Consider the following 15,880-nt stretch of genomic DNA (forward strand, 5'->3'; position numbering starts at 1 on the left):
CCTGGTTTGCGGACCCCATCAGGGCCAGCAGTCCCTCCCGACTGCAACAGTAGGCCGGACAGACGACTGCAACCGACCGAACGTCAAAACATCAATTTGTACTTGCAACGCGGGAGCCATCCACAGATGACTGTCCGCGCCCCACCCAACTCCGTCATCCCAGCGCAGGCTGGGATCACTCTTTTCTTCTAGGGGGACTAGAACAAGTGGGATGCCAGCCTTCGCTGGCATGACGGGTCTGAAGGGCAGTGCTGATCCACTCAATTCCCCACTCGATGAGGGGGGCACAGCACTCGCTTTGCCGGGCCTTGGCCCTTTTCACGGCAGTTCCGGCGCATTCCCATGCGCCTCGCCCATGCGGCGGATCGCAGCGACCTTGGCGTGGAGCGGGGCCCAGTCGTCGGACTGGTCGATCGCGCTCCAGATCGCTTCCACTTCATCGATATGCATGGAGCAGGGGGCTTCGTCTGACCAATAGGCGTGGTCGCGGGCGCCCGGAACGGGCGGGTGGTCGGCCAGCTGGTCGCGCAGTTCGGCCCAGATCGGCTTGCTGTAGCGGGCGGGGTTACGGGGCGTGCCGCCGCGCCAGTCGTGGAAGAAGATGTCGATCGGCGTCGCGGTGGTCATCATCGCGCGCACGGCGGTTTCGGTCATGGCGGCGCTGTCCGTGCCTGGCTGGACGCCGAGGCGCCAGCAGAAGCGGCGCTGCATCGCCTGCGCATAGAGGGCAGGGAAGCGTTCGAGCTGTTCGATCAGTGGCGGCGCTTCGGTCAGCGGGCGTAGCGACACGGCAAGCTGGGCGACGTCCCAGTGGATCGCCTCGGCCTGGCGGGCGAAGGCATAGAGGCCGGCATGGTCGAAATAGGCGGCTGTAAAGCCCGCGTCCCAGAGCGGCGTGAAGCGCCAGGGGCCATAGTCGAAGCTTTCGCCGGTGACATTGATATTGTCGCTGTTGAGCACGCCATGGACGAAGCCGGCGACCATGTAGCTGGCGGCAAGGTCGGCGGTGCGATCGACCACGCGGCCGAGCAGCTGGGCGGGCGGATTGTCGCCCGGCTGCTCCCCATAGAGGCGGGTGAGGGCATAGTCGGTCAGCCGTTCGAGCAGCCCATTATCCTCGATATAGGCGGCGCGCTGGAAGCTGCCGATGCGGATGTGCGAATGGCTGAGGCGGACCATCGCCGCGCCGCGCGTGGGCGAGGGTTCGTCATTGCGCTCCAGCGCTTCGCCGGTCTCGATGATCGAGAAGGTCTTCGACGTGTTGACGCCCAGCGCCTCCAGCATCTCGGTCGCCAAAATCTCGCGCACGCCGCCCTTGAGCGTCAGGCGCCCGTCGCCGAAGCGGCTATAGGGGGTCTGGCCCGATCCCTTAGTGCCAAGGTCGAGCAGGCGGCCGTCCGCGTCGCGCATCTGGGCGAACAGGAAGCCGCGGCTGTCGCCGATATCGGGATTATAATGGCGGAACTGATGGCCATGGTAACGCAGGGCGAGCGGCTGGGGGAGGTTGTCGGGCAGGGGCGCGAAGCGGCCGAAATGGGCTATCCATTCGGCGTCGCTCAGATGATCGAGGCCGACGGTGGCGGCGGCGCGGTCATTGCGGAACCGCAACAGGGTCTGCGGAAAGTCCGCAGCATGCACCGGATCGGCGATGTCGGGCATCAGCGCGGTGATTTCCGTGGCGGGGTGGTAATTGGCGGCTTGCGGCTTGTTGTCCATGCGGCGATATGGGGGAGCATGGGCGGAAGGATCAAGCTTGACCGGCTATAGTGACGCATATTGGTGGTCCCCGGACGGACTGCGGCTGCATTATCGCGACTATGCGGGCGGCGAGGACGGGCGACCGCCTGTGCTGTGCCTGCCGGGGCTGACCCGCAATGCGCGCGATTTCGAGCCGCTGGCACAGCGGCTGGCGGGCGAGTGGCGAGTGATCTGTCCGGATATGCGGGGGCGCGCGGAAAGCGCCTATGCCAAGGATCCGATGAGCTATGTGCCGCTCACCTATCTGCAGGATATCGGCCGGTTGCTGGCGGACCTGGCGATCACCCGCTTCGTGGCGGTCGGCACGTCGCTGGGCGGGATCATCACCATGCTCATCGCCGCCACCCATCGCGAATGGCTGGCGGGCGCGGTGCTGAACGATGTCGGCCCGACGCTGGACGAGGCGGGGCTGGAGCGGATTCGCGGCTATGTCGGCGTCGGCCAGTCGCACCCGAGCTGGGTCCATGCGGCCCGCGCGCTGGAGGAGGCGAATGGCGATGTCTATCCGGCCTATGGGCTGGAGCAATGGCTGGCGATGGCCAAGCGGCTCTATCGGCTGAACAGCGGCGGGCGGATCGTGCTCGACTATGACATGCGCATCGCCGAGCCGCTGCGCGCGCCCGGCGGCGAGGCGGGCGTCGACATGTGGCCGGTGATGGCGGCGTTTCAGGGCATTCCGACCCTGTTGCTGCGCGGGGACCGGTCGGACCTGCTGAGCGCGCCCACGGCGGAGCGGATGGCGCGCGAGGTGGGGGCAGGCGCGGAACTGGTGACGGTGCCCGATGTCGGCCATGCGCCGGCACTGGACGAGCCGGAGGCGGCGGCCGGGATCGACCGCCTGCTGGAACGCGTGCTGCGTGGCTGACGGCGGCGGCGTGAGGCGGGGCGACCCGCCGCGCATCCTGCATATCCATGGCAGCTTCACGCTGGGCGGCAAGGAGGCCCGCGCGATCCGGCTGATGAACATCTGGGGCGAGAAGGCGCGGCACAGCATCGTCAGCGCCGCGCCCGAGGCGCTGGGTGCCCGAAGCGCGATCGAGCCGCAGGTGCCAGTCGATTTTCCCCAAGCGCCGCCCTTTGCCGGGCGGCCGGGGCTGGCGCGGTTCCGCGCGATCGCGCAGTTCCTGTCCGGCTATGACCTGGTGCTCGGCTATAATTGGGGGGCGATGGACGGGGTGATGGCGCACCGGCTGTTCGCCCGGTCGATGGGACTGCCGCCGCTGATCCATCATGAAGATGGCTTCAACGCCGATGAGGCGGTGGGGCTGAAGCCGCAACGCAATCTCTATCGGCGCATGGCGCTGGGGCGGGCGCAGGCGCTGGTCGTGCCCTCGGCCCGGCTGGAGCGGATCGCGCACCAGGCGTGGAAGCAGCCGGCCGGCAAGGTGCATCTGATCCGCAACGGCATCGATGTGGCGCGCTATGCGCAGGCGCCGGCACCGGATGCGATACCGGGGCTGGTGCGCGCACCGGGCAAGCTGCTGGTCGGCACGCTGGCGGGGTTGCGCGCGGTCAAGAATATCCCCCGGCTGGTGCGCGCGGTGGCAGCCCATCGCGAACGGCTGCAACTGGTGGTGGTGGGCGAGGGGCCGGAGCGCGACGCGATCCTGGCCGAGGCGGCGGTGCAGGGGCTGGACGATATCTGCCTGGCCGGGTTCATGACCGACCCCTGGCGCTTCGTCGGCCTGTTCGACATTTTCGCTTTGTCGTCGGACAGCGAGCAATTCCCGATCTCGCTGGTGGAAGCGATGGCGGCCGGACTGCCGGTGGCGTCGACCGATGTCGGCGACGTCGCCAATATGGTCGCGCCGGCCAACCGCCCCTTTGTCGCAGCCGATGAGGAAGGGCTGGCGGACGCGCTGGGGAAGCTGGCGGCCGACCCCGAATTGCGCGCTGCGCTGGGCGCCGCCAACCGGGCGCGGGCGCAGCGCGATTATGACGAAAAGACCATGGTCGACGCCTATGCCGCATTATATGGCGAGGCTCTGGCCAGCCCCCACATTTTGCGCTAGGGCGCCCTACAGTTCGTCATCCCTGACAAAAACTGTTATAGGACGACATTTCAACCGGTCTGGGGAGGCCGGTTCATTTCGCGGGAGAAGTCGTTGTTCAAGGGTTTGAAACCCATCGTCTATGGTGGCCGTGAAGTCTGGCCGCTGGTCGAAGGTGGCAAGGGTGTTGCTGTTTCCAACCATGCCAGTTCGGGCGCCTGGGCGGCTGCCGGGGGCATCGGCACGGTATCGGCGGTCAATGCCGACAGCTATGACTCCATGGGCAATATCATCCCGCAAATCTATCATGGCCGCACCCGCCGCGACCGCCATGAGGAACTGATCGCCTATGCCATCGACGGTGCCGTCGAGCAGGTGAAGCGCGCCTATGAGATTGCCGGCGGCAAGGGCGCGATCAACATCAACGTGCTGTGGGAAATGGGCGGTGCGCAGCGCGTGCTGCACGGCGTGCTGGAAAAGACCAAGGGCATGGTCGCCGGCGTCACCTGTGGCGCGGGCATGCCCTACAAGCTCAGCGAAATCGCTGCCTCCTACAATGTCAGCTATCTGCCGATCGTGTCGTCGGGCCGGGCCTTCCGCGCGCTGTGGAAGCGCGCTTATTCCAAGGCGTCGGAATGGCTGGGCGCGGTGGTCTATGAAGATCCGTGGCTGGCCGGCGGCCACAACGGCCTGTCGAACGCGGAAGATCCGCGCGCGCCGCAGGACCCCTATCCGCGCGTTCGCGACCTGCGCGCCACGATGCGCGAAGGCGGCATTTCCGACGACGTGCCGATCGTCATGGCCGGCGGCGTCTGGGCGCTCAAGGACTGGAACGACTGGATCGACAATCCCGAGTTGGGCGCGATCATGTTCCAGTTCGGCACCCGTCCGCTGCTGACCCAGGAAAGCCCGATCCCGCAGGATTGGAAGGACCGGCTGATGCAGCTGGAACCGGGCGATGTGCTGCTGCACAAATTCTCGCCCACCGGCTTCTACAGCTCGGCGATCCGCAATCCCTTCCTGCGTTCGCTCGAAGCGCGGTCGGACCGCCAGATCCCGTTCAGCACCGAGCAGGCGGGTGATCATACCCATCAGCTCGACGCGGGCGTGAAGGGCAAGAATTTCTGGGTGACGGTCGGCGACCTGCTGCGCGCGCGCGAATGGGTGGGTCAGGGCTTCACCTCCGCGCTCAAGACGCCGGACAACACGCTCGTCTTCGTGACCGAGGAAGAGAAGGCGGAAATCCGCAAGGATCAGACCGAGTGCATGGGCTGCCTGTCGCAGTGCAGCTTTTCCAGCTGGATGGACAGCGAAACCAACTCGACCGGTCGCCTGGCTGATCCGCGCAGCTTCTGCATCCAGAAGTCGCTGCAGGAATCGGTCCATGGCGGCGACCTGGACAAGAATCTGCTGTTCGCCGGCCATGCCGCCTATCGCTTCAAGCAGGACCCCTTCTATTCAAACGGGTTCGTGCCGACCGTGAAGCAGCTGGTCGACCGCATCCTGACCGGCGACTGATGGCGGCGGATATTCAGGGGCTGGCGGTGTTGCATTATGACACGCCGCATTTCGACGTGGTACGGCCGGGGCAGTTCGTGCTCTGCGCCGTATCGGGCGCGCGAATCGACCTCGACGATCTGAAATATTGGAGCGCCGAGTTTCAGGAAGCCTATCGCGGGCCGGAGGAGGCGACTGCCTCCTTCCTGCGCCACCGCGGTGCAGCATTTCGCTGAACCGCGGTAAGTGCCTGCCACTATTCGGCTTTTTGGCATCGTTCGATTAGTTGAATGATCGCTGTGCGCTGCAGCGAAAATTTCAAGATGTTGCGATTTCCATTCATCGCCCTGGCGACACGTCTCGTCGTGAGATTGCTGTTCCCACGTCCATTTATCTGATGTATTCTTCCTCAACAGGCGGCGCAGATCGTCTTTTGGGTGAAGGATGTGTCAGATGTCTCGAATTGATGTCTTCGGCGATCGTATCTGTCTGGTGAGCAGCCTGCTGATCCTGGGCTGGTTCATTTACAACGTGTCCTTCTAAACAGGACGCGACCGGGAAAGGCAGGGCGATGCATTTGGCGATGCAAGTCGCTGGATGCGCTTTGTTTTTTTCGGATCCTGCTGGATTCTCCTCTCCTTTTGACAGCGGTATCGGCTGGCAATTGCTGCCGGAACCGATATGAACGCCGGGAATGCTTTTAACAGGGCGTCCTCGGGACGCCCGTTCACGCCAGTCATGGGAGTTGCCCGCCGTGAAAACCCGCGCCGCCGTCGCCTTCGAAGCGAAGAAGCCCCTCGAAATCGTCGAAGTCGATCTGGAAGGCCCCAAGGCGGGCGAAGTCCTGGTCGAGATCATGGCGACCGGCATCTGCCATACCGACGCCTATACGCTGGACGGGTTCGACAGCGAGGGTATCTTCCCCTCGATCCTGGGCCATGAGGGTGCGGGCATCGTCCGCGAAGTGGGTGCTGGCGTCACCAGCCTGGTGCCGGGCGACCATGTCATCCCGCTCTACACGCCGGAATGCCGCCAGTGTAAGTCGTGCCTGAGCGGCAAGACGAACCTCTGCACCGCGATCCGCGCGACCCAGGGCAAGGGGCTGATGCCCGACGGCACGACCCGCTTTTCCTACAAGGGCCAGCCGATCTTCCATTATATGGGCTGCTCGACCTTCTCCAACTTCACGGTCCTGCCCGAGATCGCGCTGGCCAAGATCCGCGAGGACGCGCCGTTCCAGAGCAGCTGCTATATCGGCTGCGGCGTCACCACGGGCGTGGGCGCGGTGATCAACACCGCCAAGGTGCAGGTGGGCGACAATGTCGTGATCTTCGGCCTGGGCGGCATCGGCCTCAACGTCATCCAGGGTGCGCGCCTGGCCGGTGCGAACAAGATCATCGGCGTCGACATCAATCCCGATCGCGAGGAATGGGGCCGCAGGTTCGGCATGACCGAATTCCTCAACTCCAGGGGCATGAGCCGCGAGGAGGTGGTCGCCGCGATCGTCGCGATGACCGATGGCGGCGCGGACTACACGTTCGACGCCACCGGCAACACCGAAGTGATGCGCGTGGCGCTGGAAGCCTGCCATCGCGGCTGGGGCACCAGCATCATCATCGGCGTGGCCGAGGCAGGCAAGGAAATCAGCACCCGTCCGTTCCAGCTGGTCACGGGCCGCAACTGGCGCGGCACGGCCTTTGGCGGGGCCAAGGGCCGCACCGACGTGCCCAAGATCGTCGACATGTACATGACCGGCAAGATCGAGATCGATCCGATGATCACCCATGTCATGGGGCTGGAGGACATCAACAAGGGGTTCGACCTGATGCATGCGGGCGAGAGCATCCGCAGCGTCGTCGTCTTCTGACCCGATAACCCAACAGGAGAGTGACCATGTTCAGCCATGTGATGGTGGGATCGAATGATCTCGACGTTTCGCGCGCCTTTTATGATGCGCTGTTCGGTGCGGTTGGCGGCAAGCCGGCGATGCAGGACGACAAGGGGCGGCTGATCTACATGCATGACGGCGCACTGTTCATGGTCACAAAACCGATCGATGGCGAGGCTGCCTGTCATGCCAATGGCGGTACGATCGGTTTCCGCATGGCATCGACCGAGCAGGCCGATGCCTGGCATGCGGCCGGGGTCGCGGCGGGCGGCACGGCGTGCGAAGATCCGCCGGGCGTGCGCGAGGGCGGCTTCGGCAAGCTCTATCTCGCCTATCTGCGCGATCCCGCCGGCAACAAGCTGTGCGGCCTGCATCGGATCGGCTGAGGAAGGAAGAACGGGTGGAAACGGTTTCGACCAACAGGGCCTTTGGCGGCATCCAGGGCGTCTATCGCCATGCTTCGCGCGAGACGGGGACGGAGATGACCTTCTCCGTCTTCGTGCCGCCGCATGCACCCGGCGCGAAGCTGCCGGTGGTCTGGTATCTGTCCGGCCTTACCTGCACCCATGCCAATGTGACCGAGAAGGGCGAGTTTCGCCGGGCCTGCGCGGAACTGGGGCTGATCTTCGTCGCGCCCGATACCTCGCCGCGGGGCGAGGGCGTGGCCGACGATCCGGACGGCGCCTGGGACTTTGGCCTGGGCGCGGGTTTCTATGTCGATGCGACGCAGGCGCCCTATGCCGCCCATTATCGCATGTGGTCCTATGTGACGCAGGAATTGCCGGCGTTGATCGCGGACCAGTTCCCCGCCGACATGGATCGCCAGTCGATCATGGGGCACAGCATGGGCGGCCATGGCGCGCTGACCGTCGGGCTGACCTATCCCGATCGTTATCGTGCCGTGTCGGCCTTTGCGCCGATCGTGGCGCCGGGGCAGGTGCCCTGGGGCGAGAAGGCGCTGGGCGGCTATCTGGGCGCGGACCGGGCCGCGTGGCGCAAGCATGACGCGGTCGCGCTGATCGAGGATGGAGCGCGGATCGATGCGCTGCTGGTGGATCAGGGCGCGGGAGACAGCTTCCTGGAGGGGCAGCTACGCCCCGAATTGCTGCGCACGGCCTGCGACGCGGCGGGCATCGACCTGACGCTCCATCTGCGCGACGGCTATGACCATAGCTATTATTTCATCTCCAGCTTCATGGACGATCATCTGCGCTGGCATGCCGCGCGGCTGGGCTGAGCAATTGGGCTGATCGCGGACCGTCCGGGCAAAGCCCGGATGGTCGCGGCACAAGATAAGCTATTTTGCCTTTCTCTATTTGATAGGTAGATAGAGTGCCGAGCGTTTCGCTCCGCGGCTTTTGAAGGATGTCAGCTTGCTCCGCGTTACCAACGGCTAAAGCGCACGGTACCCAAGCGACAACGCCCGGTTTCGTGTTCCTCCCGTACAAGGAGAAGACGATGACCCATAAGCAAGCCCGTGTCCGCCAGCAGCGGCAGGACCAGACCCCGCAAATCCATATTCCCCATAGCAGCTGGTCGCGCGTCGAGCGCAACCGCAGCGCTGAGGCCGTGCTGGCGCCGGGCGATTTCTGGGCGCGGCTGGGGCTGTAGGGGCTCGAACCGAGCGGCCTCTTTGCTTTCCAGAACCGCATTCCCCGCCGTCATCCTGACGAAAGTCAGGATCCATTCTGCGCTATGCTCGAAAGCGAGCGCGGAATGGATCCCGGATCAAGTCCGGGATGACGTCAGGCCAAAGAGGGGAGCGCTCGGCCTTTCTACCGGAACACCACCGTCTTGCCGCCGTTGCGCAGCACGCGTCGGTCGGCGAGCCAGCCGACGGCGCGGGCCAGCACCTGGGCCTCGATATCGCGGCCGATGCGGATCATGTCGTCGGCGGTGGCACGATGGTCGACGCGCTCGACCGCCTGTTCGATGATCGGCCCTTCGTCGAGGTCGGCGGTGACGAAATGGGCGGTCGCGCCGATCAGCTTGACGCCGCGCTCATGGGCACGGTGATAGGGGCGGGCGCCCTTGAAGCCAGGCAGGAAGCTGTGATGGATGTTGACGCATCGGCCCGAGAGCCGATCGACCAGATCTTCCGACAGCACCTGCATATAGCGGGCGAGGATCAGATACTCCGACCGGCTGCGATCGAACAGGTCGAGCAGGGCGGCCTCCTGCGCGGCCTTGTCGCCATTGGGCGGCAGCTCATGATAGGGGATGTCGTGCCATTCGGTGATGCGGCGCATGTCGGGATGGTTGGACACGACTCCCATGATGTCGACCGCCAGCGTGCCGGTCTGCCAGCGGTGCAGCAGGTCGGCGAGGCAGTGCGACCCCTTCGACACGGCGATCAGCATGCGCGGGCGTTCGGCCGCTTCGGTGAGGCGCCAGTCCATGGCGAAGCGGGTGCCGATATCGGCAAATTCGTTGCGCAGGCCGGCAGTGTCGAAGCGCATGCCGGTGTCGGTCGCTTCGAACGCGACGCGCATGAAGAAGAGGCCGGCCTCGCGATCGGCATATTGCTGGCTGTCGGTGATGAAGCCGCCCCGTTCGGCGAGGAACTGGCTGACCGCCGCGACGATGCCGACGCGGTCGGCACAGACCAGGGTCAGGATCCAGGACGGGATGGTCTTGTCATTCACTCTGCGGCTCCCAGCAATTCTGCCGAGGCGTTGCCTCAAGCCGGGGCCGCGATCAAGCCTTGGCGCTGGTCATGGCGAAGATGCCGGTGGCGTTGCCGGTGTCAAAGGCCAGGTCCAGCCGGCCGGTGTCCGGGTCGATATCGCGGCTGATGAATTCGTAGAAGGAGCCGGGCACGCTGCGCAGATCGCGGTCGGCAAAGATGCGCTCGACGCTGTCGGCGCGGAAGGCGGTCTGGCGGACGCGGCCGGTGGCGGAGATTTCGAGCTTGGGCTTCATCGGCCGGTCTTCCGCCTTGAGGCGATCGGCCAGTGCCGCGACATCGGGCACGCGATCGGTCGCATGGTTGAAGGCATTGCCCTCGGTCGCGATCCAGGCGGCTTCGTTGGAGCGGGAGAGCAGCAGCTCATAATCGGCAAAGGCCGGCGGTTCATGCTGGCGGTCAAACGCGGAGACGATGACGGGCAGGGTGGCGGCGGCATCATCGAAGCTGACTGGCTCGCCGGCGGCATAGCGGTCGAGCAGGGCGAAGGTCGGGGCATCGAGCGGATCGCGCGAGGTGCCGAAGATGCGGGTCGCCGCTTCGCCAAATTCTGGATCGAACCGGTCGACATGCAGTTCGGACAGGAAGAATTGCGGGATCGCCTCGGGCGCATCGACATGGGCGTAGGCGCGGCCGGTCATCCTGAGGCGATCGAGCGGATAGAGGGCGGCCATGCGATAGCCCAAGGGCAGGAAGATGCGGGTAAAGGCATCCTCGCCGGCGGGCAGGGCGCCGGTCGGCCCCTCGGCAAAGCGGATGGTGCGCAGCGCGCCATGGTCGAACATCACCCGGCCGCCGCGCGCCAGCGTGTCGGCGACATAGGCCGCGCCGCTCGGTACCCGTGCGAGCAGGTCGTGGAACAGGATGACGTTCATCGCCATGGCAAAGGCGGCGCGGCTGACGGTCGGGCCGCTTTGCGCCAGCAGTGCGGGATCGATCGCCAGCGCGTCCAGTGCGGCCTTGCCGGCGTCTTCGCCCAGCACCGACTGGACCAGGGCGACGATGCTTCCTTCATTCTGCGACGACATAAGAACGCTCCACGATGACAGCGTCCTTATCGCAGGATAGGGTGGGTCGCGCAAATAGGGAGCTGTCATCACTTGATGCGGAACGGGAATGGATAGGGCGCGCAAATGGCTGCCGCCGATGAGTGCGCTCAACAGTTTCGATGCGGCCGCGACCCATGGCAGCTTCTCGCGCGCCGGGGTGGAGGTGGGGCTGACCCAAAGCGCGGTCAGTCGCCAGATCGCGCTGCTGGAGGATTGGTTGCAGACGCCCTTGTTCGACCGGGTCGGGCGGCGGGTGCAACTGAACGAGGCGGGGCAGGCCTATGCCGAGGAGATCCGCCCGGCGCTCGATAGGATCCGGCGGGCGACCCGGCGGGTGGCGGCGCGGCGGGCGCAGGGGGCGCTGCGGATTGCGACCCTGCCCAGTTTCGGCATGCGCTGGCTTGCGCCGCGCCTGCCGGGCCTCAGCGCGCTGCATCCCGATCTGGTGGTGGATTTCGCATCGCGATCCGACCCGTTCGATTTCGCGCAGGAGGAGTTCGACGCGGCGATCCATTATGGCCTGCCGGAGGAATGGCCCGGCGTGGCGCAGGATTATCTGTTTCGCGAACAGATGGTGCCGGTCTGCGCGCCGGACTGGCTGGCGGCCAATGTGCTGCGGTCGCCGGCTGATCTGCTGGGCAAGCCGCTGCTGAGCCAAAGTTCGCGGCGGGACGCGTGGGCACGCTGGTTCGCGGCGGCGGGCGTCGAGGCGGGGCCGTTGCCGCCGGGGCCGGCGTTCGAGCATTTCCTGATGCTGGCGCAGGCGGTTGTGGCGGGGGCGGGCGTGGCGCTGATCCCCAGCTTCCTGATCCGGCCGGAGCTGGAGGCGGGCAGCCTGGTCATCCCGTTCGACCGACCGCTGTCCAGCGAGCAGGCCTATTATCTGGTCTATCCCACGGGGCTTGGCGGTCATCCGGGACTGGCACGGTTTCGCGCCTGGATGCTGGCGAGCGCGGGCGCGGATTAGGCGCCCGCGCGGGCTTAGTTCTTCTTCGGCATGCAGTCCGCGCCGGCGGCCTTGATGCTGCTGCACAGGCGCGAGGCGTCGGCGCTGCTGGCGATCGGCCCGGCCTGAAGGCGGGTCACGCTGCCGGCCTTGACCAGATAGGGTTGATAGCCGGAGAGGCCGCTGACCTTGCGGGTCAACTGGCTCCACAACGCACGGGCGCGGCCTTCGTCGCCGAACGCGCCAAGCTGGACGCGCCAGTCGCCGCCGGCAGCCGGTGCCGGCATCCTGGACGGCGCGGGCTTGGGTGGCGCGGGCTTGGAGGGGGCCGGTTTGCTTGCCTCCGGTGCCGGCTTGGGCGCGGCCGGCTGCGGCTTGGCAACCGCGACCTGGGTCATGGGTGCGGGAGCTGGCTTTGCTGGTGCCGGGGCGGGAGAAGCCGGGCGGGGCTGTGCCGCTGTCGCGGGCAGGGTCAGGCTGGCACTGGCCAGGCTCTTTTCCTGCGCTTCCATCGACGAAGCCAGGGCTAGGCCCTGCTTGCGCTGGTCGGCGGGGATATATTTGTCCATCTGCTGCAGGCTGGTGGTTGCCTGTGGCAGGCCGGAGGCGGAGGCGCGCGTCATCATCGCATAGGCGCGGACCCAGTCCTTGCCGATCATGTCGCCGTTGAACAGGGCGGTGCCGACAATATATTGCGCGCGGGTTTCGCCGCGGGCGGCGGCATGCTGCAGATAGGGCATGGCCCCGGCGCGATCGCCCTGCTGGAACATCAGCAGGCCCAGATTATCCTCGGCGCGGGCATGGCCCTGCGCCGTCGCCTTGCGATACCAGTCGACCGCGCTGTTGAGGTCGGCCGGAATGCCGCGGCCGAGCTTATAGGCCTGACCCAGATTGAACTGCGCATCGGGATCGCCGGCATTGGCGAGTGGGCGCCATTCGGTGATCGCCTTGGCATAATCGCCCTGCTGCCAGGCATCGACGCCGGCCTTCACATCGGCAAGCGCCGGCAAGGCGGCCGTCAATAGCGTGCCGAACGCAACGGCTCCCCAGATAGGCTTCATATCCATGCTCCAGACCGGAAATATCGTCCGGCACTATCGTCAAACAAGGTTAACGTCTTCTTAGCATTGCCGGATCCATGATGTGAAACCGGGGATAGGTGATCCTCAACAAGGTTGCCAGACCAGTTAACCGAATTTTAGGCGGCGCCATGCCAAATCGTTTCGGAACTGGATTTACCTGGGGGAAGGCGCGTGCGCATATTGGCATTGGCATCGCAAAAAGGCGGATCGGGCAAGACGACCCTGTCCGGTCATCTGGCCGTACAGGCACAGCTGGCCGGGGCCGGTCCGGTCGTCCTGATCGACATCGATCCCCAGGGTTCGCTGGCTGACTGGTGGAACGAGCGCGAGGCCGAATATCCCGCCTTTGCCCAGACCACGGTTGCGCGGCTGGCCGCCGATCTCGAAATCCTGCGCCAGCAGGGGTTCAAGCTGGCCGTGATCGATACGCCGCCGGCGATTACCATGGCGATCCAGAGCGTGATTTCGGTTGCCGAACTGATCGTCGTGCCGACCCGTCCGAGCCCGCATGACCTGCGCGCCGTCGGTGCCACGGTCGACCTGTGCGAGCGCGCCGGCAAGCCGCTGATCTTCGTCGTCAATGCCGCGACGCCCAAGGCGCGCATCACCTCCGAAGCCGCTGTCGCTTTGTCGCAGCATGGCACGGTGGCGCCGGTGACGCTGCACCATCGCACCGATTTCGCCGCCTCGATGATCGACGGCCGCACGGTGATGGAGGTCGATCCCAAGGGCAAGTCGGCCGCCGAAGTGACCGGGCTGTGGAGCTATATCTCCGATCGCCTGGAAAAGAATTTCCGCCGCACGGTCTTTTCCGTGCCCCAGAACAGCGTCGGCACCGCCGCTGCTTCGCGTCCCGCCGGTGGTGGCTTCGGCCGCCGCGTCGTGCAGTAAGAAAAGGGGGCTATCATGGCTGAGGCCAAACCGATCGCTTCCCTAACGTCCGGCCTGCTGGCGCGCAAGGGCGCTGCCACGCCGGCGATGCGCCGCCCGATGCTGGGCTTTGGCCGCCCGACCAATGGCGGCATGATGTCCGACGATCTGGGCTGGAACGACATGGGTTTCGACGTGCCGATGCACGATGACGAGCCTGCCGCGCCGACCGCGCCCGTTGCCACCGGCCTGACGCCGATGACCACGGTGCTTGCGCCGGTTCCGGTGCCGGCGGTCGTGACCGAACGCGAGGAACTGGCCGAGCGCGTGGCACAGGTCGTTCTGCCCGAGACGGTGGAAGCCGAGCCGGAACCGGCCGAACTGGTGATGGCTGCCAAGCCGATGCGGGCAAAGCCGGCGCCGGTGCGCGCCGCGCCGCCCAAGGCGATGGCGGTCGACAACGCACGCAAGGCGGCCTTCACGCTGCGGCTGGACGCGGGCCGTCATCTCAAGCTGCGCCTCGCTGCGGCCGTGACCGGCCGGTCGGCGCAACAGGTTGTTACCGAAGCACTGGATGCTTTCCTCGAAGGGCTGCCCGAGATTGATCGGCTTGCCCAGCAATTGCCGCACTGACGCGGCGATCTTTGATTATAGGTGGGTAAGGTCATGAAACGAACGGCATTTGGCAAGGCGGCCGTTTCCTCCTTGATGGTGGCGACGACGATGGTCGGCTGCACCGGCGCGGCATTCCATCCGCGATCGGCGGCGGTCAAGCACGCCAATCCCGGCAAGCCGGCAGAGGCGGCGGAAAAGGCGCTGGCCGATCGCGACGGCGCAAAGGCCGTGCAGGCAGCGGAAGCGGCCGTGCAGGCGGCGCCCGACAATGCGCAATATCGCCAGTTGCTGGGCCGTGCCTATGTGCTGGATGGCCGCTTCGTTTCGGCCGAGACGGCGTTCACCGACGCGATGACGCTGGGCAACCGCGATTCGCGCACCATCGTCAGCCTGGCGCTGGTCGAGGTGGCGCTGGGCAAGAATGATGCTGCGCGCGATCTGCTAGCGGCCAATACCGACAATGTGCCGGCGGGCGATTATGGCCTGGCGCTGGCGATGGCCGGTGATCCGACCGAAGGCGTCCGCATCCTGTCCGCCGCGATCCAGGATCCGTCGGCCAATGCGCGCACCCGCCAGAACCTGGCCTATGCCTATGCGCTGGCCGGTCGCTGGAAGGATGCGCGGCTGGTCGCCGGGCTGGATCTGGCGCCGCTTGCCGCCAATCAGCGTATTGCCCAATGGGCCGGCATGGCCGACCCGGCACTGGCGCCGCAGCGCGTCGCCGCGCTGATGGGCGTTACCGTCAACGGCGCCGATCAGGGCCAGCCGGCGGTGCTGGCGCTGGCGCCCGCTGCGCCGGATGCCGCACCGGTGGCGCTGGCCGCCGCGTCGACCGAGCCGGCCCCGGTACTGGATCTGCCGAGTGGTTCGCCGATCGAGATGGCGGCGGCCGAGCCCGCCCCTGCTGCGCCCGCGCTCAACACCCGGATCATCGAAACCGCCGTGCCGGCGTCCACGCCCGCACCCGCGGTCAAGGCTGCGCCCAAGCCGGCGCCGGTGCGCGTCGCTGCCAAGCGCGACTTCGTCGTCGAAGGCCCGGCGGCCAAGGCCAAGCCGGCCAAGGGCAAGGCTGCCCCGCTCGCCAGCCCGGCAGCGCGGATGCAGCAGGTCGCCTATATCAAGCCGGTGACCACAGGCGCGAGCGCCTGGGTGGTTCAGCTTGGCGCCTTCAATTCGCCGGCCGTCGCCAAGGAAAAATGGACCAGCATGGCGCGCGTCAACGGACGCATCGCTGCCTTCCCGGTGCTGACCAGCCAAGCGACCGTCAATGGCCGGACCTTCCACCGGATCGCGATCAGTGGCTTTGGCAGCCGTGCGGATGCGCAGACTTTGTGCCAGTCGATCAAGGCGCAGCACGGCCAGTGCTTCGTGCGGGAAGGCGCACCGAACGCGACGCCGCAGCGCTGGGCCGTGGCATCGACGCGCGGCCGTCAGTTCGCATCACGCTGATCGCACGGCGCCTTCGGGCGTGACCATGACTTCATGCGGGCCGGGCCGA

At 66.2% G+C, this 15,880-nt stretch carries 16 protein-coding genes; 12 read left to right on the top strand and 4 right to left on the bottom strand.

Translation table 11 applies throughout. The features are described from left to right. Window positions 1–318: 318 nt before the first annotated feature. Entirely contained in the window at window positions 319–1,716 is a 1,398-nt protein-coding gene (locus BRX37_RS23260) for a protein adenylyltransferase SelO family protein (RefSeq protein ID WP_125989673.1), read from the bottom strand. Window positions 1,717–1,753: 37 nt separating this feature from the next. On the opposite strand from BRX37_RS23260, the gene BRX37_RS23265 reads away from it, so the two are divergent. The 8 genes from BRX37_RS23265 (at window position 1,754) to BRX37_RS26915 (ending at window position 8,745) form a co-directional block, all read left to right on the top strand. After that, window positions 1,754–2,623: an alpha/beta fold hydrolase gene (locus tag BRX37_RS23265; protein WP_125989675.1), complete on the top strand. Its 870-nt coding sequence runs from the start codon at window positions 1,754–1,756 to the stop codon at window positions 2,621–2,623. Continuing rightward, window positions 2,616–3,770, top strand: coding sequence for a glycosyltransferase (locus BRX37_RS23270; RefSeq protein WP_125989677.1), 1,155 nt, complete (start codon window positions 2,616–2,618; stop codon window positions 3,768–3,770). Before BRX37_RS23265 ends, BRX37_RS23270 begins: the two co-directional genes overlap by 8 nt. Window positions 3,771–3,863: 93 nt before the next feature. Then, window positions 3,864–5,267, top strand: a complete 1,404-nt coding sequence (locus BRX37_RS23275; RefSeq protein ID WP_125989679.1) for an NAD(P)H-dependent flavin oxidoreductase — start codon at window positions 3,864–3,866, stop codon at window positions 5,265–5,267. Next, complete coding sequence (locus BRX37_RS23280; RefSeq protein ID WP_004212238.1) at window positions 5,267–5,482, top strand: DUF2093 domain-containing protein; 216 nt, start codon at window positions 5,267–5,269, stop codon at window positions 5,480–5,482. The genes BRX37_RS23275 and BRX37_RS23280 overlap by 1 nt, the downstream gene beginning before the upstream one ends. 518 nt (window positions 5,483–6,000) lie before the next feature. Further along, window positions 6,001–7,113 carry an S-(hydroxymethyl)glutathione dehydrogenase/class III alcohol dehydrogenase gene (locus tag BRX37_RS23285; protein WP_048937047.1) on the top strand — a complete coding sequence of 371 codons (1,113 nt, stop codon included), beginning with the start codon at window positions 6,001–6,003 and terminating at the stop codon, window positions 7,111–7,113. A 26-nt stretch (window positions 7,114–7,139) separates the two neighbouring features. Then, a complete protein-coding gene (locus BRX37_RS23290) occupies window positions 7,140–7,520 on the top strand; it encodes a VOC family protein (RefSeq protein ID WP_010338956.1) in 381 nt (126 codons plus the stop codon). 14 nt (window positions 7,521–7,534) lie between these two features. Then, window positions 7,535–8,371: an S-formylglutathione hydrolase gene (gene fghA / locus BRX37_RS23295; protein ID WP_125989681.1), complete on the top strand. Its 837-nt coding sequence runs from the start codon at window positions 7,535–7,537 to the stop codon at window positions 8,369–8,371. A 221-nt stretch (window positions 8,372–8,592) separates the two neighbouring features. Beyond that, complete coding sequence (locus tag BRX37_RS26915) at window positions 8,593–8,745, top strand: hypothetical protein (RefSeq protein ID WP_010338958.1); 153 nt, start codon at window positions 8,593–8,595, stop codon at window positions 8,743–8,745. A gap of 164 nt (window positions 8,746–8,909) precedes the next feature. Here BRX37_RS26915 and purU read toward each other — a convergent pair whose 3' ends face one another. After that, on the bottom strand, window positions 8,910–9,779 hold the full coding sequence (purU, locus tag BRX37_RS23300) for a formyltetrahydrofolate deformylase (RefSeq protein ID WP_125989683.1): 870 nt from the start codon (window positions 9,777–9,779) through the stop codon (window positions 8,910–8,912). Between the two features lie 52 nt (window positions 9,780–9,831). Then, window positions 9,832–10,848 (bottom strand): DUF1338 domain-containing protein, encoded by a 1,017-nt coding sequence (locus BRX37_RS23305; protein ID WP_125989685.1) that lies wholly within the window; start codon window positions 10,846–10,848, stop codon window positions 9,832–9,834. Window positions 10,849–10,936: 88 nt separating this feature from the next. Between BRX37_RS23305 and gcvA the strand changes: the two genes are divergently transcribed. Next, a complete protein-coding gene (gcvA, locus tag BRX37_RS23310; RefSeq protein WP_125989687.1) occupies window positions 10,937–11,836 on the top strand; it encodes a transcriptional regulator GcvA in 900 nt (299 codons plus the stop codon). Window positions 11,837–11,850: 14 nt separating this feature from the next. On the opposite strand, the gene BRX37_RS23315 is transcribed toward gcvA, so the two are convergent. Next, window positions 11,851–12,882, bottom strand: a complete 1,032-nt coding sequence (locus tag BRX37_RS23315; protein ID WP_125989689.1) for an SPOR domain-containing protein — start codon at window positions 12,880–12,882, stop codon at window positions 11,851–11,853. Window positions 12,883–13,068: 186 nt separating this feature from the next. Here BRX37_RS23315 and BRX37_RS23320 point away from each other — a divergent pair, with 186 nt between their 5' ends. The 3 genes from BRX37_RS23320 to BRX37_RS23330 are packed head-to-tail and all read left to right on the top strand — an operon-like array spanning window position 13,069 to window position 15,831. Beyond that, entirely contained in the window at window positions 13,069–13,788 is a 720-nt protein-coding gene (locus BRX37_RS23320) for a ParA family protein (RefSeq protein ID WP_004212248.1), read from the top strand. Between the two features lie 15 nt (window positions 13,789–13,803). Further along, window positions 13,804–14,400, top strand: a complete 597-nt coding sequence (locus BRX37_RS23325) for a hypothetical protein (RefSeq protein ID WP_017500648.1) — start codon at window positions 13,804–13,806, stop codon at window positions 14,398–14,400. Between the two features lie 33 nt (window positions 14,401–14,433). Beyond that, window positions 14,434–15,831 carry an SPOR domain-containing protein gene (locus BRX37_RS23330; RefSeq protein ID WP_026109068.1) on the top strand — a complete coding sequence of 466 codons (1,398 nt, stop codon included), beginning with the start codon at window positions 14,434–14,436 and terminating at the stop codon, window positions 15,829–15,831. Window positions 15,832–15,880: the final 49 nt, after the last annotated feature.

Source organism: Sphingomonas sp. S-NIH.Pt3_0716 (assembly GCF_003950715.1).
GTDB classification, from domain to species: domain Bacteria; phylum Pseudomonadota; class Alphaproteobacteria; order Sphingomonadales; family Sphingomonadaceae; genus Sphingobium; species Sphingobium yanoikuyae_A.

Bases quoted from the DNA above. Each gene is read 5' to 3' on its own strand.
- BRX37_RS23260 (WP_125989673.1), bottom strand. From the start codon at position 1,716: ATGGACAACAAGCCGCAAGCCGCCAATTACCACCCCGCCACGGAAATC.
- BRX37_RS23280 (WP_004212238.1), top strand. From the start codon at position 5,267: ATGGCGGCGGATATTCAGGGGCTGGCGGTGTTGCATTATGACACGCCG.
- BRX37_RS23290 (WP_010338956.1), top strand. From the start codon at position 7,140: ATGTTCAGCCATGTGATGGTGGGATCGAATGATCTCGACGTTTCGCGC.
- BRX37_RS26915 (WP_010338958.1), top strand. From the start codon at position 8,593: ATGACCCATAAGCAAGCCCGTGTCCGCCAGCAGCGGCAGGACCAGACC.
- BRX37_RS23305 (WP_125989685.1), bottom strand. From the start codon at position 10,848: ATGTCGTCGCAGAATGAAGGAAGCATCGTCGCCCTGGTCCAGTCGGTG.
- gcvA (WP_125989687.1), top strand. From the start codon at position 10,937: ATGGATAGGGCGCGCAAATGGCTGCCGCCGATGAGTGCGCTCAACAGT.
- BRX37_RS23315 (WP_125989689.1), bottom strand. From the start codon at position 12,882: ATGGATATGAAGCCTATCTGGGGAGCCGTTGCGTTCGGCACGCTATTG.
- BRX37_RS23325 (WP_017500648.1), top strand. From the start codon at position 13,804: ATGGCTGAGGCCAAACCGATCGCTTCCCTAACGTCCGGCCTGCTGGCG.
- BRX37_RS23330 (WP_026109068.1), top strand. From the start codon at position 14,434: ATGAAACGAACGGCATTTGGCAAGGCGGCCGTTTCCTCCTTGATGGTG.